The sequence below is a fragment of the Enterococcus sp. DIV0008 genome (assembly GCF_050542615.1).
Classification (GTDB): Bacteria; Bacillota; Bacilli; order Lactobacillales; family Enterococcaceae; genus Enterococcus_D; species Enterococcus_D innesii.
On record NZ_CP172937.1, the window covers coordinates 2,963,350 to 2,985,289 of the forward strand.

Here is a 21,940-nt window from a genome sequence, read left to right on the forward strand (position 1 = left end):
AGCGCAAGCAGATTTTTCTGCTTGCGCTTTTTCTTCGCCAATTGTTTATTTCTGCAAAGCTTTTTTCATCATACTGATCACAGAATCGAATTGGGAATGCTCATTGACGACTTGATCGGCTTTTTGCCGATTGGGGCGGTCTTTTAGAAAGTCGAAGATTTGGTTTTCATTCTGGATGCCTAATTTAGCCATAAACTCATCCAAATTCTGAAAATCCGTATACTTTTGCAAGAAGTCATTATTCAACAATGCCTTCACATCAAGATCTCCCTTTTGATACGCTTGATAAAGACTAGTCAGTTCACTGAAGCTGAAATTTGCTTTTAATTGATCCATCCATCCCATTTACGCTTCCTCCTTCGCAGAAATGATTTTCGCGCCAAGGGTATTTTCAAAATGGCGCAGTGCCCATTCATGTCCGACCGCGTCAAAGCTGGCAACGGTATCTGCATCGATCACCAGTTGGTAGCCTAAATTATAGGCATCCACTGCTGTATGCAAGACACAGATATCGGTACAAACGCCGGTCAAGTACAATTCCGTGATCCCTCTTTCCCGCAGACGGATGTCCAAGTCGGTACCGCTAAACGCTGAGTAATGGCGCTTGTCGATCCAATAGACATTTGGCGCTTCCTGATAGTTTTCATAAAGCGGGGCTAAACGGCCGTAAAGATGTCGACCTGCACTGCCCGCAAGATTATGGGGTGGGAACAAACGGTTTTCAGGATGATAGTTATCTGTTTCCTCATGACGATCAATGGCAAAAACGACATACTCACCGGCTTCGATAAAGGCTTGCGTGCGAGCCACTAAGGCAGCTTCAATCGCTTGCCCAGCAGCCCCCGTGGTCAATCGTCCCTCATCTGCAACAAAATCAAACGTATAATCAATCGATAGTAATGCTCTCATGCTTCCTTCCTCCTCTTACGGATCGGCTCTCCTGTTTTTTAAGTTACTTTAATGTTTCAACGAATGCCAAGACCATTTCAGCGGAACGCTTGCCAGCTTCTAAGATAAACTCATCAAAAGAGACAGTCGCTGCATGGTCGGCGGTGTCGCTGATCGCGCGCACGATCAAGAAAGGAATATTGAATTGCTGTGCGGTCTGTGCGATCGCGGCTCCTTCCATCTCACAAGCCAAGGCATCTGGAAAATGTCCTAAAATCTCCTGTACTTTTTGCGGGTCATTGATGAAACTGTCGCCGGTAACGATCAATCCCTTTTTCACGGTATGATGGGTCGCTTCTGCGGCTTTCGTCATCTCACTGATCAAGTAGCGGCTGGCTTCATAATACAAGGGCATCCCGCCAGGCAGCTGGCCATATTCATAACCAAATCCCGTCACATCGACATCAAAATACGCCACTGTATCTGAGATCACTAAATCCCCTACTTGTAAACCGGCACCAATCCCACCAGCCGATCCAGTATTGATCACCATATTGACCCCATATTGTTGGATCAGTAAGCTAGTGGTGATCGATGCCAGAACCTTGCCGATACCTGAACGAACAACGATCACTTCATGATTGCCGATACTTCCTGAAATAAATAGTGCGCCGCCGCGTTCCCAAGAAAGCGGTGAAATCAACTGTTCCCGCAACGCCTTGATTTCTTCCTCCATTGCACCAATAATACCAATTTTCATGTGTTTGCCTCCTGCTTCTCGTTTATTTTTCATCCTTTGAAATGAAAAACAACAGAAATTCCCACGTATCTACTGACGTGTTTTTCTCCTTTCATGATAAACTAGTTTTGACGAAACGAACAGTTTTTTGTCATTATAAAAGGAGGCACTTATGTCTGAAATTTTCAACGCCATGGCAGCAAAATACGATACCCCTGAGCGAATCGCGTTAGCACACTTGGTCACCCAAACCCTTGACCCTTATTTTAAAGACAACCAGCACCAAACCTTGATCGATATCGGCGGCGGTACCGGCCTGGTAAGTCTGCCCTTAGCAGCTTATGTCCAGCACTTAGCCATCTGGGATACTGCCCCTAACATGATCGAGGTTTCTGAAAAAAAAATCAACCAACTGCAGCTGGCCAATGCTTCTGCAACTGTCCACGATCTGCTGCAAGAATCCTTGCAAGCAAAAGCAGATGCGGTGCTGCTATCCCTCGTCTTGCTGCATATTCCTGACACAGCCGCTATGCTGGAAAAACTATACGCCTTACTGCAGCCAGGAGGAACCCTTTACCTAGTGGATTTCCTCAAAAATCCCGCCGTGTCTCACCCGCTGGTTCATAATGGGTTTGACCCTGCTGCATTGACTCAACTGACAGAGGCGATTGGGTTTACCGACACTTCCTTTACCGTTTTTCATGAAGCGGATCATTTGTTCATGAATCAGCCAGCTGCCATGTTTTTAGCTATTTTGAAAAAGCCGACCGAATAACAAAAAAGCCGCACTTGCAGAAGATGCAGGGGCGGCTTTTTCTTAGTACTAGATGAATCACAACAAAAAGATCGCTAAACCGACGACGACTAACAATAAAGTGACGATCACGATGGCTTTCATTAAAAAGCGATTCAGATCCCGAGATTTTTGGTTCTCGCCCGCACGGGTCTTCGTGATTTCTTTGTTTTTCTTGCGCACTTTTCGGTAGTGGTTATCGATTTGTTTTTCTTTTTGTTTCCATTCTTTCTTGCTTTGTTTTTCTACGATTTGCTGATTGCGTTCAGCTGCCGCTTGTTCTTCTTCGCGTCGGCGTCGAAGCTCACTGCGGGTGATCAATGGTTCTTTAGGCAAGTCCGTTCCTCCGTTTCAATTCCAGCAACTCCCAAAATTGGATTGCAAACACGGTCTTCGCATCACAGATCGTTCCATCAGCGATAGCGGCTTGTGCCTGCTCTAAGTTCAATTCATAGACTTCCAGCACTTCGTCTTCGTCTTGCGGCAATGGATTTGTCACTTTTTCCAGCTCTTTCGCATAATAGACGTGCAAGATTTCATTCGCAAAGCCTGGTGAAAGGTACATAGAAGAAACGTGCTCCAGCGTTTTTGCACGATAGCCAGTCTCTTCTTCTAATTCCCGGGCGCCAGTCAAATCCGGACGAGCACCTTCTCCTGGATCGATTTTTCCTGCTGGTATCTCTAAAATCACTCGCTCTAATGGTTTTCTGAATTGGCGAACGAACAGCATCTTGTTCTCACTCGTCAAGGCGATCACGGCCACACCGCCTGGGTGAAAGACGAGTTCTCGTTTGCTGGTCCCGCCATTTGGCAAGGAGACATCATCAACCACTACATCAATGATTTTGCCATGGAAAATTTCATTTCGTTGGATCGTTTTTTCTTCAAAATCTTTAAATTCTAACATCTATCGACACCTAACTTTCCTCATACGTCTTATCTATCAAACACTTTAGCATAATTTGGAAAAAATATCTTCTTAAGAAATAGCAAGAAAGCTTATGAATTTACTAAATATCGGAAAATCCACCCCAAGTCTGATATTTTTCTTTTAGTGAACATGCTAAAATAAAGATGTCGAATAACCCAATCTACTTGTCCAAGAGATTTTTAGGAGGAGGAAAAATGAAAAAAAACATCTGGCTGATCGTTGGTGCGATCGTCCTCATCAGTATTATTTTTAACGTAGTAGGCGATTCATTTGCGAGCCTATTATTAATCGTCGGTGCGATTTTAGTCTACGTCGGTATCAGAGGACGTAAAGTTCCAGCAACCGATCCACAAGTTTTGCCTTCTTTAACGAGAGAAAGAGAAGCCCATTACTTGAAAAGCGGGATGACTACTCGTGAGATCGAATTGTTCCGGGAAACGATGAATCAGACGAAACACCAAATCGATAAATACCAAAAAAATATCACTAGCAATAACAAGTTAAAAGCCATTGACTTGCGTCACGATGCTTTGCGTGCCTCAAAAGCTCTTTTCAAAGAACTCGTAAAAGAACCAACCAAGCTGCCTTTGGCAAGTCATTTCCTTTATACCCACTTGCCCAATATGGTCGATTTGACCGATAAGTTCATTGAAATCAATAGCCATGAGATCAAAAGTCGTGAGACCTATGATAAAATCGAAGAAAGCACCCAAATCATCGAGCAAATGGCTTCCTTGATCGCCAAAGACTACTCCCAATTTGTAGCAGACGATCTTGATGACATGGATGTTGAGTTATCCATTGCCAAACAAAGCATAAAACGAGATAATGAATAGGGATAGATTCTGATTGGCAACAAGAAAAGAATCTAAAAAAAAAAATCTAGCCTGGGCTAGATTTTTTTCGAAAGCAGACACTTATTAGGAGGAGTTATTATGAGTGAAACACCAAATCAAGCAAAACCCGTAACGGATACGCTTGACGATTTATTGAACAACCCATTTTCAACCCCTGTCGACACTTTGACCACCACTCAACAAGCGGAGATCAGTCAGCTGAAAGAACAGCAAACGGCACCGCGTTTGATTGATAAATTACCGCCAGAGCGTCAAGCACAGGCCCAAGAATTAGCCAGCAAGATCGATGCAACTGACCAACAAGCGGTCATCACCTATGGTGCAGCTGCCCAAACCAAACTTGGGGAGTTTTCACAATCCATGTTAAACCATGTCCAAGCAGCCGATATTGGACCTGTGGGCGACTCATTGACGGAGTTGATGTATCGCTTGCAAGAAGCCAATCCGGACGAACTGCGTGCAGGTGAAGGTAACTTATTCAAGCGGATGTTTGGTAAAGTCAAACAATCCATTTTTGAAATCACCGCTAAATACCAAAAAATCGGTGCCCAAATCGACAAGATCGCCGTCAAATTGGATAAAGAAAAAGACGGTTTGCTAAAAGACAACCTGATGTTGGAACAATTGTATCAAAAGAACAAAGATTACTTCGATGCATTGAACATCTACATTGCCGCTGGCGAGTTGAAGATGCAAGAATTGCAAACCAAAATCATTCCTGAAGCTATGAAAAAAGCAGAAGAAACGAATGATCAAATGGACGTACAGATCGCCAACGATTACACGCAATTCCTAGATCGTTTAGACAAACGGACTCATGACTTGCGCTTGGCACGTCAAATCACGATCCAACAGGCACCGCAAATTCGCCTGATCCAAAACACGAACCAAGCGTTAGCAGAAAAAATCCAAGCTTCTGTCAATACAGCGATCCCACTATGGAAAAACCAAGTAGTCATTGCCTTGACTTTATTGCGTCAAAAAGATGCAGTTACGGCACAGCGTCAAGTTTCTGAGACCACCAATGATCTATTGAAGAAAAACTCAGAAATGTTGAAAGTTTCTGCTATTGAAACAGCGAAAGAAAACGAACGCGGCATCGTCGACATCGAAACATTGCAAAAAACACAAAACGACCTTGTGGAAACGATCCAAGAAACATTACGGATCCAAAAAGAAGGAAAAGAAAAACGTCGGGCTGCCGAAGTGGAATTGGGTCATCTAGAAGAAGACTTGAAAGACCGCTTATTGGATTTAACTAGCAACAAGTAAACGAAACATCACGCATTAAAGAAAGCCCCTCTTTGGTGACCTGAATGGTCAGCCAAAGAGGGGCTTTCGATGTTAAAAGTAGGAAATGCATTGAGCGCCAAATTATTTTTTCACCAACTCTAATGGTGAATCGATTTGTTCAGCGACTGTTTTCCCTTGGAAATGGTCAAACGCTGCCTGCAAAGCAAGGCGGCCCATTTCTTCTGGTTTTTGAGCGATCGTTGCCGTCATTCTACCTTCTTCGATGGCTTTGAGACCGTCTTCAGTACCGTCAAACCCGACAATCACTACGCCTTCTCGGTTTCCAATCGCTTCGGCTGCCCCTAAAGCCATTTCATCGTTTTGTGCAAAGACGCCTTGAATGTCATTGTTGGCTTGGAGGATATTTTCCATAACCGTTAATCCTTCTGCTCGATTGAAGTTTGCGGATTGCTTTTCAACAACATCCAGTTTGTCTTTGGCATAATCATCAAAGCCTTTTCCCCGCTCTCTGGTTGCAGAAGCGCCAGGGACGCCTTCAAGTTCTACCACTTTTGCGTTTTCCCCTAATTGTTCGAGGATAAATTCTGCTGCCATTTTCCCGCCTTCTTCATTATTGGAGGCAACAGTCGTCAAAAGCGTTCCTCCATCGCTACTACGGTCGATGGCAATAACTGGGATGTTGGCATTATTAGCGGCTTCAACAGCTGGGACGATAGCAGCAGAATCAACGGGATTGATCAAAAGCACATCCACGCCTTGTTGGATCAAATCATCAATATCATTGCTTTGCTTGGCAGTATCATCTTGGGCATCAACAAAGCGTACATCGGTGTCATTTTCCTCAGCCAATTGATTGATCCCCTCTTGCATGGAAACAAAAAACGGGTTATTGAGGGTGGAGATCGATACACCAACTGTCAATTCTGAAGCTGCTTTTTCCTCACTTTGTGTCTCACTACTGCCACCATTGTCCAATGTTGCCGCTCCACATCCAGAAAGTACCAATAAGCCTGCTGCCAATAAAAACATTTTTTTCATAATAGATCCTCCTATTTTTTATTTCCTTTTCCGATCCAGTAACACTGCAATTACGATCACGATCCCTTTAACGATTTGTTGATAAAAACTTGAGACACCCAATAGATTTAGACCATTGTTCAACGTACCAATGATCAATGCCCCGATCAACGTGCCAAAAATTCTGCCTCTTCCACCAGATAAGCTCGTACCACCTAAAACGACTGCTGCAATCGCATCCATCTCATAGGCTTGCCCTGCTGTTGGTTGCGCAGAATTCAACCTAGAAGTGATGATCATGCCACTGATTGAAGCCATCAATCCAGAGATCGAATAAATGATCAGTTTTATCTTATCGATTTTCACCCCAGCAATAAAAGCGGCCTTTTCATTGCCACCGATGGCATAGGTTTTTCGTCCGAAGGCGGTGCGATGAAGCAACAAGAACAAAAGAAAGAACACGAGAAACATCAATACGACTGGAAAAGGAATCCCGAAGAGATACCCACGACCAATAAAGCTGAATAGAAAGCTGTCACCTAGTCCAGTGATTGGATTTCCATTGGTGTACACTAAGGTAGCGCCCCGATAGATCGTCATCGTTGCTAAGGTTGCGATAAACGGCGCCATTTTTCCTTTTGAGATCAGTAGTCCATTCAACGCACCAAGGATCGCTCCGCTTAGTAACCCAATCAAAATAGCGACTAAAGGTGACACCCCATTGGCCATCATTCCTGCTGTCAAGGCACTGGAAAGTGCCAAGGTGGACCCTACAGACAAATCAATGCCCCCAGTCAAAATGACAAAGGTCATTCCAAATGCAATAAAGCCATTCGCTGCGACTTGCCGCAAAAGATTCAACAAATTACTGGGTGATAAAAAGCTTGGATTTAAGGCAGTGACAGCAGCCACTAGAGCAATCAAAGCGAGTAAAGGTCCCAATTTACTAATTGATTCCGAGAGTTGTTTTGTTTTCATACCACTTTTTTCCATATTAGTTTCCTCCTGTCGCATACGTCATGATCTTCTCTTGTGTGGCTTCTTGCCGAGAGAGTTCCCCTGATATTTTTCCTTCGTGTAAAACAATGATGCGATCGCTGACACCTAGCACTTCTGGTAGATCACTAGAAACCATCAAAATCGCAATACCACGTTCCGCTAACTCATTCATCAGCTGATAAATCTCTCGTTTGGCACCTACGTCTACTCCGCGTGTCGGTTCATCTAAAATCAATACTTTTGGTCCGACACCGATCCACTTCGCCAAAACCACTTTTTGCTGATTTCCACCAGAAAGCTCGCTGGCTAAATTCTGGGCACTCATCGTTTTGATGCGTAAGCGCTCGATCATTAACGCAACGAAACTGGCTTCAGTCTTGCTATCGACCATGCCTGTTTTGACAAAATTATCAATGCTGGGCAAACTGATATTATCGGTCAGGGAAAAGTCTAAGACCAAGCCTTCCGTTTTCCGATTTTCTGTTAGAAAGCCAAAGCCATTGGCGATTGCCTTTGAAGGCGAAGAGTTTTTCACTTCTTGCCCTTCGACGATTAAGGTACCGCTTTCAATTTCATCTAAACCAAATATTCCTCGCATGACTTCTGTGCGTCCAGCACCCATTAAACCTGAGAACCCAAGGATCTCACCTGCTCTGACTTGAAAATTGATGCCTTGGTAAACTTTAGAAGCTGCTGTTAAATTTTTTACTTCAAAAACGACTTCACCGATCTGCGCTTGTTTTTCTGGATAATAATCAGCTAACTCTCTACCGACCATTTTCTTCACGACCTCTTCCATCGTTGTATCCTCCGTCTTTTTCGTATCGATCGATAGACCATCCCGCATCACAGTGATCTTGTCACTTATTTTGAAAATCTCCTCCATTCGGTGAGAGATATAAACGATCGCTACGCCGTTTTCTTTCAAGCGACGAATGATTTGAAACAAATTATTAATTTCCTTATCCGACAAGGCAGCAGTCGGTTCATCCATGATCAACACCTTGGCATCAGTCATCAGCGCTTTCGTGATCTCGATCATTTGCTGTTGCCCGACTGAAAGTTCATCCACTTCTTTTTGAAGGGGGATCTGAATCCCTAACTGTTCAAAGACTGCCTGCGCTTTGCTTGCCATTTTCTTCGTATCTAGTAGCCCAAAGGTGGTTTTCAATTCCCGATTCAAGAATAAGTTATCCAATACAGTCATCTGTTCCCAGTTATTCATTTCTTGATGGATAAAGCTCACACCGGCTTGTTCGGCTTCCTTCGGATCGGCGTAGTTCGTTTCTTTGCCATCGATCAAAATCGTCCCTGCATCTTTGGCATGTAACCCAGTTAAAATGTTCATCAACGTTGACTTGCCTGCCCCATTTTCTCCCATTAGGGCATGGATTTCTCCAGGGTACAATGTTAATGAGACATCTCTTAACACTTGATTCTTCCCAAAGGATTTCTCAATATTGCTCATCTCGACTTGCACATGATTTCCTCCTGTCTCTTTAGAAGATAACGGCTGCTTGTAAAATAATGTTCGAATAGGGTGTCGCCTCCCCTGTTCGAATAATGGCTTTGCTTTCCTTTGTTTCTTCTTTGAATGCCTCATGTGGAACAAAACGAATCGGAACATTCGGGAACGTTTTTTGAATCAATTGCCACTGCTCCGCATTCTCCGTCTTTATTTCCTCTGCTAAAACTATCGCCTCGACTGCCATCTCTTGTTGCATTACCGATAACACCTCTTCAAAACTCGGACTACCTAGTTTTAATGCCAGATCGATTTTTTTCACCCCTGTGGGTACTGGCAACCCCAAGTCCCCGATCGTAAGCTGATCGGTGTGGCCTAAATCCGCCAATAATTTATCGATTTCACTATTTAATGCCCCATGCTTCTTCATACAATGGACTCTCCTTCATTTCCTTTAATGTAGGCATTCCGCCTTGAGCACCATATCCTTTGACGGAGATCGCTGCTGCTAAGTTGGCAAAGGCAATGGCGTTTTCTAAGGGAACACCTGCTAAAATCCCTACTGCTAATGCACCATTGAAGGTATCCCCAGCTCCTGTAGTATCGACCGCAGCAACTGGAAAGGCAGGAACTAAGACCTCCGACTTCCCGTTGTGAAAAATCGCTCCTTTGGCACCTAGGGTAACGATCAATCGATTAGGGTAGGCTGCTAAAACGTCAGCAAGCTTTTGATTGGGAAAAAGTAACTTAAACTCATGTTCATTAGGGGTCAGATACCCCACCTTAGATAACATACGCGGATTGAGCTTTCTCGCAGGTGCTGGATTATATAAAACAGGGATTTTTGCTTCCCAACACCAGTCGATGATGGCTTCATTGGCTTCTTGGGGAATCTCGTTTTGCAAAATCACTAAATCAGCCTCTGTGATGTTTCCTTTTATTTCGGAAAAGCGAGCTAAATCAAGCGCATTATTGGCACCGGGTATGACAATGATGCTATTGTCATTTTCATGCAAAATGATATGCGCGGCACCAGATGGAGAATGTGTAACGGGTTCCACATTCTCCGTAGAAACGCCGTTCACGTTTAAGTTTTCGACGATTTCATTTCCAAAACGATCAGTTCCTACATGGCCTAGCATTGCTACTTCTGCACCTAAACGGCTAGCGGCGATGGCTTGGTTTGCTCCTTTGCCGCCAAAGTTCGTGTCAAATTTTTCCCCAAAAACCGTTTCTCCTTGATTGGGTTTCACCTTCGTAGTGACTACAAAATCTGTTGCCATACTACCAATGACGATGATCTTATTCAATTGACGTTCCTCCATTTCTTACTGTCTCTCTTTCTTCTAAATGAACAGGAAGGATGATTTTTTTCTGTTCAATAAATTGATCGTTGATCAATGCAAAGAGCATTTCTGCTCCTTTGTAACCTACTTGATAAGCAGGCTGATGGATCGTCGTCAAGCGTGGCACCACCAATTTACTGATGGGAATATCGTCATAGCCGATCACTTGAAGTTGTTCTGGGATCTTTACGCCATGATGATAAGCCTCTTGCATGATGGCAATCGCATGGGTATCACTTGGGGCAATCACACTATCGACAGTGGGATGTTCTAAAAAAACTTGTTTCGCTGTCAAGGTCGCATCCTCTAAGAGAAAGGATGTGGATTTCACTAGTGCATAAGGAACTTGTGCTTTTTTCAATGTGTATTCAACACTCAATAAACGATCCCGAGCACGGGTGACAGATTCAGGCCCAGCAATCACGACTACCTTTTTGGGGTCACCTTTTAAGATCGCTTCAGCAGCAAGTTCGCCCCCTTGAAGGTCATCCGAATAAACCCCATATTCGACATCTTGATCGATCCGATCCAAGACGACCGTCGGAATATTGCTTTGGGTACGATTTTTATTTTCGACAGCGGAAAGAATCCCCGCCACATTGTTTTGCTCAAACGCACGTAAATATTCATTGGCTTTCTCATTGTCTTCTTGAATGTTGCCAAGGATGACTTGATAGCCTTTTTTTTGTAGAAAGTCTTCGACGCCTTTGGCTACTAGCGGAAAAAACGGGTTGGATATATCTGGAAGTAGCAAACCAATCAATTTTGACTTTTTCTGATACAGCGAACGTGCGACTTCATTGGGGGAATAATTCAATTCATTGATCGCCTGATGGATTTTCTCACGGGCTTTTTCGCTCACATAGCCAGTCCCATTCATGGCTCTTGAAACTGTCGCCACGGAAAGGCCAGCTAAATTGGCGACATCTTTAATTGTTGGCATGTTGCTCCCCTCCTGTGTAACCGATTACACACCTATCATAGCCGAACTTTGTGAAAATTGCAAGGAGAAATAAAAAAACTTTTTCCCTTGGTGTCCCCTTCTCCTAAAAATGCGTTTTGCTGCATAAATAGCCGCATTTCGAGGAAGCGAGACTTTCTCGAGATGCGGCAAAAGGTTTGATGAGCGCAGCAACATATCTTTTATTTCCTAACGGTAAAGCTCATTTTTCAATGAAATAAAACTTCAAAGTGATTGACGCCGTCTTGATCCACCGTCAAACTGATTTGCGCCTGCAGCATTTCTGTGATGGCTTTGGCGATGGCTAAACCTAACCCATAGCCACCGTCTTGATGGTTGCGAGAAGGATCCCCGCGGTAGAAGCGATCAAAGACATAGGGAATTTTTTCTTCAGGGATCGGGCAACCACTGTTGGAGACTTGCAGCACCGTTTTTCGTTGGCGTTCAACGAGTACCACTGTGACGGTTTCTCCAGTAGGTGTATATTTCAAGGCATTGTCTACCAAAATCATGGTCAATTGCCGCAAGGCTTGCTCATTGCTTTCAAGGCGCACCTGTTTAGCGATCTGTTCCTGATAGTGGATCCCTTTTTCCAGCGCAATGGCCTCCATGCTTTGATAAACACTTTGCACGACTTGACTGGCATCGATCACCGAACGCACGACTTCTTGCTCGGCACTTTCGAATTTGGTCAGCATCAATAAACTATTTACTAGCTCATCCATCCGTTCGGAACCTAACTGGATGTTTTCCAGCCATTTCATTTGGCTTTCCAAGGTTTCTTCTGGACTGCCAGCTAATACCTCAGCATTGACTTGAATGATCGCCAGTGGTGTTTTCAACTCATGGGATGCGTTAGAAACAAACTCTTTTTGTTTGCGCCAAGCCAGCTCAACTGGTCGTAAGGCTCGATTGGCGACATAAAAGCTAGCGATATAAATACTGGCTAAAGCTAAAACGCCGATGAGCAAAAGCGTGTTTCTTAGATTTCTCAGACTAGTCTTATAATCGGTGACATCAAAAAACATTACTTGGTAATATGGCTCATAGCTATTGATGCTGGTGGAATACATTCCCATTGACTCATTATTGATGGAATAATGGCTGAAAGAAGCCACCAAAAAGAGGGAATAGCGCCAATAACGATCATTCAACTTCACCTCGTTTGGTACTGCTCCTTGCTTCGTTGCTGTATCGACCAAAGCGGCATACAGTTCGCTCTCATCGACACCCTCATCATCACTTTGGATCTCAACGTCGACTTGATCGCTGACAACTAAGCCAATTTCTCTGAGATCGCTGGTACTATTGATGACGGTCAAAATCATTGGATATTCTGGATCGATTAGTGATTGCCTTACTTCGTCCTCCTCTAGAGGTGCCGCACCTAAACTGTTTGCTTCTTGCGAGATTAGTGATTGAATCTCATTTTCGATTTGCGTGGCATTCAAAATATAGATAAAGGTAAAGGCACCTAAGACAATAATCGAGGTCAATGCCATATTGAACCATAGCATTTTATTTCGCAATTTTTTTAACATGGCGGCTCCTTGCTCTGCAAAATATACCCGGCATTGCGGATCGTGCGAATGCCGATATCCGCTTCTAGCAGCGTCAGTTTTTTTCGCAGCAAAGATACATAGATCTCAACACGGTTTTCTTCCACATCGGGATCAAAGCCCCAAATCTTATTGATGATGGTTTCTTTTGATAAAATCACTTTAGGTCTGGCTAAAAATAGCTCCATCAGTTTCATTTCTTTTGGTGACAGCACCACTTGATTGGTCTTCGTAGCCAACTGCAGCTCATTACGCGCCAAGACCACATTGCCAAATGCTAACTGGTCTTCTTGGTAATCCAAGTCTTTTCTTCTGCCTAGCGAACGGATCCGCGCCAGCAGCTCTTTCATTTGAAAAGGCTTCGTCAAATAATCATCGGCTCCTGCATCTAAGCCAAGCACCTTGTCATCGACTTCGCTTTTGGCCGTCAACATAATGATCGGCGTCCGGATGTTCTTCTTGCGTAACGTCTTTAGCAATGTGATCCCATCGATTTTTGGCAGCATGATATCCAAAACGAGAATGTCATATACACCACTCGTAGCATAATCTAATCCGGTTTCGCCGTCAAAGGCCAAATCAACGGAATAATGGTGTTTCTTCAATAAGCTGGCAACCGCTTCTGCGATCGATGGCTCATCTTCTACGAATAAGATCCGCATCGGTCAGTCCCCCTTTTACACTCATCATTTCTTTTTTCAATCACTTTTCGGTAAGCACAATCATTCCTTTAGGATCATTCCAATTGTTCTCCAATAAAACGTTCTGTTGAAACGATCCGCATGTGTACACTTGATTGATGAATCCACATGTGTAGCAACAATGCTACCATACCGCTTAGTAAAAAGACAAACAGCTTTTTCCTAAGTTCTTGAAAATTCTCTTGATGACGCATGGGTTTCCTCCTTTTGCAGGTTGACTAAAAAAAGAAAGCGACTATTCAGGATCAGGTGCCGCTGGGGCTGTCTGATTGCCTAAACTGATATCAAAGGTGATCGTATCTTCTAACGGCAGAAACTGATTGAACTTGCTCATCCCCACGATCGTTCCGTAGGGTTCTGCTGAGTTGACGTAACGGACTTGATAGCTGATGTTCGCCCCTTTTGAACGGAATTCATCAAAGAAAAGCTTTTGCAGATCTCCTTCAAGGTATTCTCCTCGACGATAATCTCTGATATACGGTTGACCTGCGGAGTAGACGACGTCAATCCCTTGGTCATCTTTGCTAGTCAGGACTGTCCCGGCGGACTCGCTTTGGGAGATCAGCTGTCCGTAAGCCAGACTCTGAGTAAACTGCATCCGCACCCGTACATTGACGCCCTCAACAGCGTCCTGGGCATCATCTGGTAAAATCGTTGAAAAGTCCGGTACGGTGACTCCTTTTCCTAGGGAAATCGTTACTTGAAACGCATCCCGTTTCGCGATTTTTTCTTTTGGTGCCACGCTTTGTTCAATGACTTTGCCTTCTTCCACAGTGTCTGAAGCCTGTTCTTTGACTTCTAGGTCCAGCTCATGGACTTTCCCCCATGTTTCTACCTCTGAACGGGTTTTATCCTTAAAGTCAGGTACCTCAATATCTTTTTCAAAGGTTTCTTCGCCTTTTGAATAAAAGACTCGTCCGACATCTCGACGATGATAGTTTTCTCGTGAGACTTCTTTATTGGTAAATTCTACTCGAATCGGTGCTTTTTCCTCGATCTCATCGTGGTATTCATCGACGATCGTCAAATTGCTGGCTTGATTTTTTTCGATCCACTCTGCTGCCTCGTCTCTGGTCATTTCCATAAAGTCTGGCAACGCCAATTTCTCTTCTGGATCTGGTCCTTGGCTAACCGTTAGATGCAACGTGCTTCTTTTTCTGACTCGGCTTCTGGCAGCTTCTTCTTGGGCAATCACTTGATTGGCTGGGGCTTCATTATAAGCTGGTGTGACAGCAACCGCAAGATCATGTTCCGCCGCCCATTCCCTGACCTCTGAGATCTCTTTGTCCACAAAGTTATCCAACCGGACATACGCCAATTGGAAAAATAAAAAGCCGCTGAGTATAAAGAGTCCGAGCAGGGCAGCTAGTCCCAGCAGCCTTTTTTTCCGCCGCTTCTTTTTGAAGGAGGGATCGTGTTCGATCCCCTCTTCTAAAGAAGCTGAACCTTTTTCTTTGCGGGAAGCACGGGAAGAAGGTGCTTTAGCTGTAGCTGATTCCTTGTCTGGCTCTTTCGGTTCTTCTTCAAACTTCGATAAAAAATCACTCATAGGCTGTCAACGCACCTTTTTTTAAATAAAATGTCTGATCTGACTGCTTGGCGATCTCAGTCGAATGGGTCACTACGATGATGCACTTGTTGTGGATCGCCGCTAGTTCTTTAAAAATATCCACGATTTCTTGTTCCATGCCTTCATCCAAATTCCCGGTAGGTTCATCGGCTAAAATGATATCAACGTTGGTCGCTAAAGCACGAGCGATGGCGACCCGCTGCTGTTCCCCACCGGAAAGCTGATTGACGAAACGATCGGCTTTCGTGGAATTGATGCCGATATAGTCCAGCAAACGATACGCAATTTGATCGTGCTGATCTGGTAGTTTGTTGTCTGAAATCGCCATTGAAACAAGGACGTTTTCTAAAGCCGTCAAATAAGGGATCAAGTTGTAACTTTGAAAAATCAAACTGATCTTGTTGCGGCGATATTCTTCATAACCGATCGTTTTGATATTTTTTTCTTCAAAAAACACTTCCCCATCGGTTGGCTGATCCAATGCACTGATCAAGGAAAGAAAAGTGGTCTTTCCTGAGCCTGATTTTCCTAAGATCGTGTAAAATTTGCCTTTTTCAAAGGAGATATTGGTTTTATCTAAAATTTTCCGGCGATTCTCGCCATCTTGGTAGTAATACGTCATGTCTTTTGTTTCTAAAATTGCCATGTTCATCGCTCCTTACAGCATGATTTTTTTCGGATTCAACCGTAAAATATACAACAGCGGCACCACTGCCGAAAGCAAGATCGTCACGATCCCAGTCGCTAAAAAGGCGATCACATAAGATAAGGTATATTGAACGCGAAACGCCTCGTTGATCGTCGCTTGGTCGATTTTCGGTGCACCCACAAAGAATTGTTCCATCCCTGCTTGGTTTGCCTCTAGCATACTGCTGGCTAACAAAGATTCAGAAACCATCTTGCCCAGCATGTTGCCGGTGACTAAGGAAATCAACATCGCACTGATACCAATCAGCAGGAGTTCGATCACGATTTGTGCAAACACGTATTTCCGACGTTCTCCTAACGAAAGGTAGATGCCTAATTCATATTTACGATCTCGGGTAAACAACACAATAATCAAGGAGATAATAATCAAGGAAGCAATCACCGCAATCACTACGACATACGAGGAAATTTGTGATAAGCGATTCATACTGGTTCCCACACGGTCATACTCATCCGTAGAAGCATTGACCTTATAGCCATTTGGCAAGAGTGGTGTCACCTCTTGTTTGAATTGTTCTGCATCTTCTGGTTGATTCAAAATAAATTGCGGGGTAAAGAAATCCTCGTCAGAACCGGGGTCTGTCGCTGGAAACGCCGCTTGTCGCCCCACACGTTCCTCTTCAACAATCGTTTTCACAGCATCATTTGGCATATAGATCCGATTGAAGGGACTATCATCAAAAAAGGACGAACTCGAATTATCATTTTTTTCATTCGCTTTTTCTAAATTTGTGTTTTTAAAGATCCCGACGATTTCAATTGGGTAATCATTGCCTTTTTGTTTCTCTGGCTCCTCACCAGATGAATAGTCGATAAACTGTCCATCTAAGACCATGGTGTCACCAACGACTAAGCCGTTTTCCTGAGCCAACTCTTCAGAAATCAACCCCACACGTTTTCCGGTACGCTGTTCCTCTTCAGTGAAGAAGCGTCCCTGTGTTAAATTCACCGTGCCTTCTTCAAAGTCTAGCGGCTTTAAGAGATTGGTTCCTGCTAAATGGATCAAGGAAAGCATGCCCCCAACGATCATGACATTGTCATCATCTTCTTGAGGACTAAAACGATAAGGTTTGAAGTTTTCAACAGCAATCGATGCTTCTCGCAAATAGTCATACTGTTTGACTTCCGAGCGCTCGCCAATTTGTTTGATCAGCTCCTCCGGCAGCGGCTGAATCTCCTCCATACTTGCGCCGCCCTCACTATTTGCCATCAAGGCTTCATAGTCAATATCGATCGTTGCGAGGGAACCTAATTGGTTTTTGATCTGCTTTTCGACATTTTGAGTCGACTGATTGACCGCAATTGCGCCAGCGATCACATTTCCTAAAATTAGAATAACAGCAAACAATATTGCAGATTTTCCTCGCTTTCTCGTCACACTCAGCCATGCCCGTTTCATATAATTCAATTGCCAACATCCTCTCTTTTTTTCTCTAACAAAAGCATACTGGATGAACCTTTAGTGAATCTGTCATTTGGAAAATTTCTCAAAAAAAGCAGATTCATAGAGGACGTTTGATCAAGAAAGACTGTCGTTGCAATGAGCAGCACCAGAAATGGCCACTATTTGAATAACAAAAAAAGCCTCCTAAAACGCTGCTTATAGGAAGCTCGGCTATATTTACACAAAAAAAGACAAAGACCGCATCCGGGTCTTTGCCTTTTCACAATCCTATTCGTCAATGTTCTCATTTAATTCGCTGTTACGATAGCCATATACAAAATAGATCGCGATTCCGATCACTAAGGAGATCCCAAAAACGATCCAAGTCGCCGTTTTCAGGCGTGTCATCAAGAAGAGACAGCTGGCAACGGACAACAAAGGCAATAACGGTACCAGTGGTACTTTGAATTCGCCTTTAGCAGGGGGGCCCATCATCTTCCGCAGCTTGATGATCCCTAAGGACATCAAGATCATATACGACAATGCCGCAATGTTGGTCAATTCTGCTAAGATATTCAATGGGAAAGCTGCTGCAAAGAAGAAAGCAAAAACACCGGCGATATAGGTCGCTTTCTTTGGTGTTTGATGTTTTGGATCGATGGCTTGCATGGCTTTTGGCAATAACCCATCTTTACTGATGGCATATAACAGACGCGCCAAGGAGTACATCATAGCGATCGTCACTGTTAATAAGGTCAAGATCGCCCCTACGGAAATGATTGATCCGACAACCCCATGACCGACATAACGCATCGCAAAAGCCACCGGATCATTGACTCCTAATTCAGCAAACGGCACGATCCCTGTCATGATCAGGGTAACAACGATGTACAGTACCGTTGCGATCGCAATCGAACCAATGATCCCCCGAGGGACATTTTTCTTGGCATCTTCGACTTCTTCCGCCGCCATTGCGACAGCATCGAAGCCAAGAAAAGCAAAGAAGACTAACGCTGCACCATTAAAGACGCCTGAAAACCCAAAGGGCATAAAAGGCTGCCAGTTGTCTGGTTCCACGAAAAAAGCACCAAAGACGATAAACAAGACGATCACGCCGAATTTCACCCATACCATGGCATTGTTCAAACGTAACGCTTTTTTCGCTTCTTGGCTAACCCATAAGGTTACAAAAATAATGACTAAACCAGCGATCAAATCAATGTAGGTCCCTTTGCTTGGGTCATAACCGCCAGTCAAAGCGGTTGGTAAATGGATATCCGCACTGGCCAAAAAGCCTTGCACATAGCCTGACCAGCCAGATGCCACCGAAGAAACGGCCAATAAGAACTCGCAAATCAAAAACCAGCCTGCCAGCCACGCGGTAAATTCACCAAAAACGACATATAAATACGAGTAGGCGCCCCCTAAAACAGGGATCCGAGAAGCAAATTCCGCAAAAGAAAGCCCTGATAACACAACAACGATACCAGCTACAACAAAGGAAAGAATCAATGCCGGTCCGGCATATTCAGCAGAAGCAGTCCCTGTAACAACAAAGATACCTGTGCCGATAATGGCGCCGATCCCCAACATAATCAAATCTTTTAACTTCAACTCTTTTTTTAAATTCGTCACACTTTCCCGTTGTATGACTTTTTTTCGAAATAAATCCATAATTCCTCCTCAAACATATACGTTTATGTTGCTTTCATATACCCTAGCAAAACACCGCCGATAATCACCAGCAGACAACCAATCACCACATAACGCAGTTCTTTCTTGGTTTTCTTTTCGCCGAGAATAAAAATCCCGCCTAGCGTTGAAATGATGATCCCCATCTGCGACAATGAGAAGCCCACCGCGAGTCCGACTTGCTGAACCGTGATCAGCATGCAGACATTGCCGATGCCCCATAACAACCCTGACAAAGTATTTTTCCCTACAAAACGATCGACCTTCGTCTTTCTTAAAGCAAACATACTAGCTCCGATCAGCATTCCGATACTTTGCGGCAAAATGATCGCTAGCGGATCCAATCCTGCCCAAGTAATCAAAATCGTATAGGCGCCGTAACCAATCGTTGATGAAATCAAGGACCGAAATCCTTTAGGAAAATCAAGCATCTTGCTGCCGGCTTCTACCGGACTTTCGCCATCTTGGCGAGCGGTCAGATACGCCCCGATCACCAATAGGATCAAGGCGGTGACACCTAGCGCATAATCGCGGGTCTGGGTCCATTCTGCGAAAAACAATGCACCGGCGACCGTATTTAAAATTAGCTGCATGCCGGTTGAAAGCGGTAAGCCAACAGACACACCTAAATATTTCATACCATGGAATTGACCGTTTTGACCGACGGACCAAAAGAGACCAGACAAAAGACCGATCAAAATCACCTTTCCATCAATCACTGGCATCGTCACAAAAAATACGACCAGAGAAAAGAAAAAGGCACCAATCGTCATTCCTAGCGTTTGCTGGTTCGCATCCCCGCCAAGTTTGGCACTTACCAAACCAATGCTGCCCCAAGCAAACATTGGTACTAATGCAACGAGTATCTCCATTTCATTCATCCTTACCATTCAATTTTAAACACAGGCTTTAGTGTATCAGTGAAAACGTTCTAGGGACAAGTGATTTTTGTCAATAAACACAAAAAGATACTCGAAAAAAAGCAGATTAGCGTTTTTCCTCATAATAACTTAGTAACGGGAAGAACAGCGTCATGGTGGTTCCTTTTCCAACTGTCGACGAAGCCGTTAGCTCGATGCCTAGTTCCTTCGCTAAACTTTTCGCTAAAAAGAGCCCCAATCCCGTCGAGTGGGTGTCCGTTTGGCGCCCATTTTCGCCCGTAAAGCCTTTATCAAAGATGCGCCGCATGTCTTCTTTAGGAATGCCGATCCCACTATCTTGCAAGTGGAGATAGGTCCCTTGGGCATCTTTTTCGATCCGAATCGTCAGCTGTCCATTTTGTGGTGTGTACTTCACGGCATTGCTGACCAGTTGGCGAAAGATAAAGCCGAGCCATTTTTCATCGGTCAACACTTGCTGGTCCTCGCCTTCAACAGCATAATGCAAGTTCTTTTGGATAAAATAATTGGCCTGACTGCGCAAAACCGGCTGAACGACGGCTTTCAATGAAATTTCTTGGACCAGATAATCTTTTGAAAAGCTATCCAAACGGGCGACGTACAAGACTTGCTCGACGTATTCATTCATACGGTTCAATTCATTTTCTAGTAAGATAAATTTTTCATCAGGAATATCAAATTCGATCGAATGCAGCAGTAACCGCGAGGCGGCTAACGGGACTTTGATTTCATGGACCCACGAATCGATGTATTCCTTTTGCTCTTCTTGATTGCTGACCACTTGCTGCATCAATTCTTGGTGCTCTCGGATCAACTGATTGATGTAGGATTCGATCCGTTCTTCTTCTGCCGAGCGTGCTCCTTGCAAGTAGTTTTGCAGCAAGCTGTCTCCGGGCTTGGGGGTGATTTTTTGCCAAAAGCGCCGCTTAGATAAGTAGCTGATTGCTAAAAAGAACACCATCAAGACACTTTGCATCAAAAAGAGATACCCGACTGTGCCCCAATCCATTGGGGAATGAGGAGTCAGCCAAAAAACTAAGACCGTCAACACGAAAAAGACCAGCCAGCCAATAAACAGCAGCCAACGATCTTTCAAAAAACTGCGCAAAACCCGCCACTTTGTCATGGTACGATATACCCTTGACCAACCTTGGTTTCAATGTAGCCATTCATCCCCGCTTGTTCGATTTTTCGTCGCAAACGATTGATATTGACCGTCAAGGTATTGTCATCTACAAAACGCTCGTCATCCCATAAGGCCCGCAAGAGTTTTTCCCGACTTAAAATCTTGCCGTGATTTTTCATCAAAATATACAGCAGGCGGTATTCGTTTTTGCTAAGATCGATGCTTTCGCCATTGATATACATGCTGCTGTTGTCGATATTGAGGGTCAAACCGTTATGCACTAATGTTTCGCTGCTGCTTTCTACATAGTTGTAGGAACGGCGCAATAAGGCATTGATTTTTGCAATCAGAACGTCGATCTCAAAAGGTTTTGTCACAAAATCGTCCGCTCCCATATTCATGGCCATGATCATATCCATATTGGTGTTGCGGCTAGAAATAAAAATGATTGGTACTTTGGAAGCTTCGCGGATTTTTTGACACCAATAGTAGCCATCAAAAACCGGCAAGTTGATATCCAGTAAAATCAGTTGGGGCTCTTGTTCTTCAAAGTCAGTCAACACTTGATGGAAATCCGTGGTGCCAAAGGTCTCAAACTGCCATTTTTCTAGTTCTTCGATAATTAGTTGGCGAATCACCGCTTCATCTTCTACTACCATTATTTTTGCCATATCCGTGAATTCCCTCACTTTGCGTAATTTTCTCCTCTTTACTTTATCAAATATCAAAAACGAATGCGAACATTAATCGCCGTTTTTAGCAAACCCTAAAAAACCTCGCCACTGACGGTAGAAGCCAGTGGCGAGGCAAAGCAAAAACGTCTATTGGGTTATTCGATGATCTCTACCGTCTCGATCAGTAATTTACCGATAAACAATAAGATCCCATCGAAAAAAAGCACACTCATGTTGACACCTAATAACATCGATAACCGTTCAACGACATCAATTTTTGGTCGTTTGTTCAAGTAACGAAACAAGAAAAAATTCACACCATATGTCACTGCCATGATCAGCAGCATCAAAATCACCATTTTAGTTCCCTGCTTTTC

General features: G+C 43.9%; 25 protein-coding genes. 3 read left to right on the forward strand and 22 right to left on the reverse strand.

The genetic code is table 11. The features are described 5' to 3' along the window. Positions 1 to 45: 45 nt before the first annotated feature. From IGI84_RS13870 to IGI84_RS13880, 3 genes are read right to left on the reverse strand one after another with little or no spacing between them, the layout of a single operon-like run. Positions 46 to 345 carry a hypothetical protein gene (locus IGI84_RS13870; RefSeq protein WP_005227832.1) on the reverse strand — a complete coding sequence of 100 codons (300 nt, stop codon included), beginning with the start codon at positions 343 to 345 and terminating at the stop codon, positions 46 to 48. Continuing rightward, a complete protein-coding gene (locus tag IGI84_RS13875) occupies positions 346 to 909 on the reverse strand; it encodes a cysteine hydrolase family protein (RefSeq protein ID WP_074934050.1) in 564 nt (187 codons plus the stop codon). Positions 910 to 952: 43 nt separating this feature from the next. After that, the gene (locus IGI84_RS13880) at positions 953 to 1,648 is read right to left on the reverse strand and encodes a 5'-methylthioadenosine/adenosylhomocysteine nucleosidase (RefSeq protein ID WP_220426505.1); all 696 of its coding nucleotides are present in this window, start codon (positions 1,646 to 1,648) and stop codon (positions 953 to 955) included. Between the two features lie 151 nt (positions 1,649 to 1,799). On the opposite strand from IGI84_RS13880, the gene IGI84_RS13885 reads away from it, so the two are divergent. Further along, entirely contained in the window at positions 1,800 to 2,402 is a 603-nt protein-coding gene (locus IGI84_RS13885; RefSeq protein ID WP_220426506.1) for a class I SAM-dependent methyltransferase, read from the forward strand. A 57-nt stretch (positions 2,403 to 2,459) separates the two neighbouring features. Here IGI84_RS13885 and macP read toward each other — a convergent pair whose 3' ends face one another. After that, the gene (gene macP / locus IGI84_RS13890) at positions 2,460 to 2,756 is read right to left on the reverse strand and encodes a cell wall synthase accessory phosphoprotein MacP (protein WP_005227820.1); all 297 of its coding nucleotides are present in this window, start codon (positions 2,754 to 2,756) and stop codon (positions 2,460 to 2,462) included. Continuing rightward, positions 2,749 to 3,327 (reverse strand): NUDIX hydrolase, encoded by a 579-nt coding sequence (locus tag IGI84_RS13895; RefSeq protein WP_081117807.1) that lies wholly within the window; start codon positions 3,325 to 3,327, stop codon positions 2,749 to 2,751. Before IGI84_RS13895 ends, macP begins: the two co-directional genes overlap by 8 nt. Positions 3,328 to 3,545: 218 nt before the next feature. Here IGI84_RS13895 and IGI84_RS13900 point away from each other — a divergent pair, with 218 nt between their 5' ends. Next, a complete protein-coding gene (locus IGI84_RS13900; protein WP_081117808.1) occupies positions 3,546 to 4,187 on the forward strand; it encodes a 5-bromo-4-chloroindolyl phosphate hydrolysis family protein in 642 nt (213 codons plus the stop codon). A 99-nt stretch (positions 4,188 to 4,286) separates the two neighbouring features. Continuing rightward, complete coding sequence (locus tag IGI84_RS13905; RefSeq protein WP_077452316.1) at positions 4,287 to 5,480, forward strand: toxic anion resistance protein; 1,194 nt, start codon at positions 4,287 to 4,289, stop codon at positions 5,478 to 5,480. Positions 5,481 to 5,582: 102 nt separating this feature from the next. Here IGI84_RS13905 and IGI84_RS13910 read toward each other — a convergent pair whose 3' ends face one another. The 17 genes from IGI84_RS13910 to IGI84_RS13990 form a co-directional block, all read right to left on the reverse strand. Then, positions 5,583 to 6,500, reverse strand: a complete 918-nt coding sequence (locus IGI84_RS13910) for a D-ribose ABC transporter substrate-binding protein (RefSeq protein ID WP_192940725.1) — start codon at positions 6,498 to 6,500, stop codon at positions 5,583 to 5,585. Positions 6,501 to 6,518: 18 nt separating this feature from the next. Then, on the reverse strand, positions 6,519 to 7,472 hold the full coding sequence (locus IGI84_RS13915; protein ID WP_086337773.1) for an ABC transporter permease: 954 nt from the start codon (positions 7,470 to 7,472) through the stop codon (positions 6,519 to 6,521). Between the two features lies 1 nt (position 7,473). After that, the gene (locus tag IGI84_RS13920) at positions 7,474 to 8,958 is read right to left on the reverse strand and encodes a sugar ABC transporter ATP-binding protein (RefSeq protein ID WP_034857601.1); all 1,485 of its coding nucleotides are present in this window, start codon (positions 8,956 to 8,958) and stop codon (positions 7,474 to 7,476) included. 19 nt (positions 8,959 to 8,977) lie between these two features. Then, a complete protein-coding gene (gene rbsD, locus IGI84_RS13925) occupies positions 8,978 to 9,373 on the reverse strand; it encodes a D-ribose pyranase (RefSeq protein ID WP_060792556.1) in 396 nt (131 codons plus the stop codon). Then, entirely contained in the window at positions 9,348 to 10,253 is a 906-nt protein-coding gene (gene rbsK, locus IGI84_RS13930) for a ribokinase (RefSeq protein WP_220426507.1), read from the reverse strand. Before rbsK ends, rbsD begins: the two co-directional genes overlap by 26 nt. Beyond that, positions 10,246 to 11,232, reverse strand: coding sequence for a LacI family DNA-binding transcriptional regulator (locus IGI84_RS13935; protein ID WP_220426508.1), 987 nt, complete (start codon positions 11,230 to 11,232; stop codon positions 10,246 to 10,248). Before IGI84_RS13935 ends, rbsK begins: the two co-directional genes overlap by 8 nt. Positions 11,233 to 11,459: 227 nt before the next feature. Further along, entirely contained in the window at positions 11,460 to 12,791 is a 1,332-nt protein-coding gene (locus IGI84_RS13940) for a sensor histidine kinase (RefSeq protein WP_368255598.1), read from the reverse strand. Next, entirely contained in the window at positions 12,785 to 13,471 is a 687-nt protein-coding gene (locus IGI84_RS13945; RefSeq protein ID WP_086291614.1) for a response regulator transcription factor, read from the reverse strand. Before IGI84_RS13945 ends, IGI84_RS13940 begins: the two co-directional genes overlap by 7 nt. Positions 13,472 to 13,545: 74 nt before the next feature. Next, positions 13,546 to 13,704, reverse strand: a complete 159-nt coding sequence (locus IGI84_RS13950; protein ID WP_170920075.1) for a hypothetical protein — start codon at positions 13,702 to 13,704, stop codon at positions 13,546 to 13,548. Between the two features lie 41 nt (positions 13,705 to 13,745). Next, positions 13,746 to 15,059 (reverse strand): PASTA domain-containing protein, encoded by a 1,314-nt coding sequence (locus IGI84_RS13955; protein ID WP_220426510.1) that lies wholly within the window; start codon positions 15,057 to 15,059, stop codon positions 13,746 to 13,748. Next, on the reverse strand, positions 15,052 to 15,726 hold the full coding sequence (locus tag IGI84_RS13960; RefSeq protein WP_008379303.1) for an ABC transporter ATP-binding protein: 675 nt from the start codon (positions 15,724 to 15,726) through the stop codon (positions 15,052 to 15,054). Before IGI84_RS13960 ends, IGI84_RS13955 begins: the two co-directional genes overlap by 8 nt. A gap of 12 nt (positions 15,727 to 15,738) precedes the next feature. Beyond that, the gene (locus IGI84_RS13965; protein WP_077452377.1) at positions 15,739 to 17,187 is read right to left on the reverse strand and encodes an ABC transporter permease; all 1,449 of its coding nucleotides are present in this window, start codon (positions 17,185 to 17,187) and stop codon (positions 15,739 to 15,741) included. A gap of 273 nt (positions 17,188 to 17,460) precedes the next feature. Then, positions 17,461 to 18,846 (reverse strand): APC family permease, encoded by a 1,386-nt coding sequence (locus IGI84_RS13970; protein WP_086291612.1) that lies wholly within the window; start codon positions 18,844 to 18,846, stop codon positions 17,461 to 17,463. A 23-nt stretch (positions 18,847 to 18,869) separates the two neighbouring features. Then, the gene (locus tag IGI84_RS13975) at positions 18,870 to 19,736 is read right to left on the reverse strand and encodes a GRP family sugar transporter (RefSeq protein ID WP_086291611.1); all 867 of its coding nucleotides are present in this window, start codon (positions 19,734 to 19,736) and stop codon (positions 18,870 to 18,872) included. A 115-nt stretch (positions 19,737 to 19,851) separates the two neighbouring features. Beyond that, positions 19,852 to 20,889, reverse strand: a complete 1,038-nt coding sequence (gene sapS / locus IGI84_RS13980) for a two-component system sensor histidine kinase SapS (protein ID WP_077452325.1) — start codon at positions 20,887 to 20,889, stop codon at positions 19,852 to 19,854. Further along, a complete protein-coding gene (gene sapR, locus IGI84_RS13985) occupies positions 20,886 to 21,560 on the reverse strand; it encodes a two-component system response regulator SapR (protein ID WP_005227794.1) in 675 nt (224 codons plus the stop codon). The genes sapS and sapR overlap by 4 nt, the downstream gene beginning before the upstream one ends. Positions 21,561 to 21,718: 158 nt before the next feature. Continuing rightward, a complete protein-coding gene (locus tag IGI84_RS13990) occupies positions 21,719 to 21,922 on the reverse strand; it encodes a hypothetical protein (RefSeq protein WP_005227790.1) in 204 nt (67 codons plus the stop codon). Positions 21,923 to 21,940: the final 18 nt, after the last annotated feature.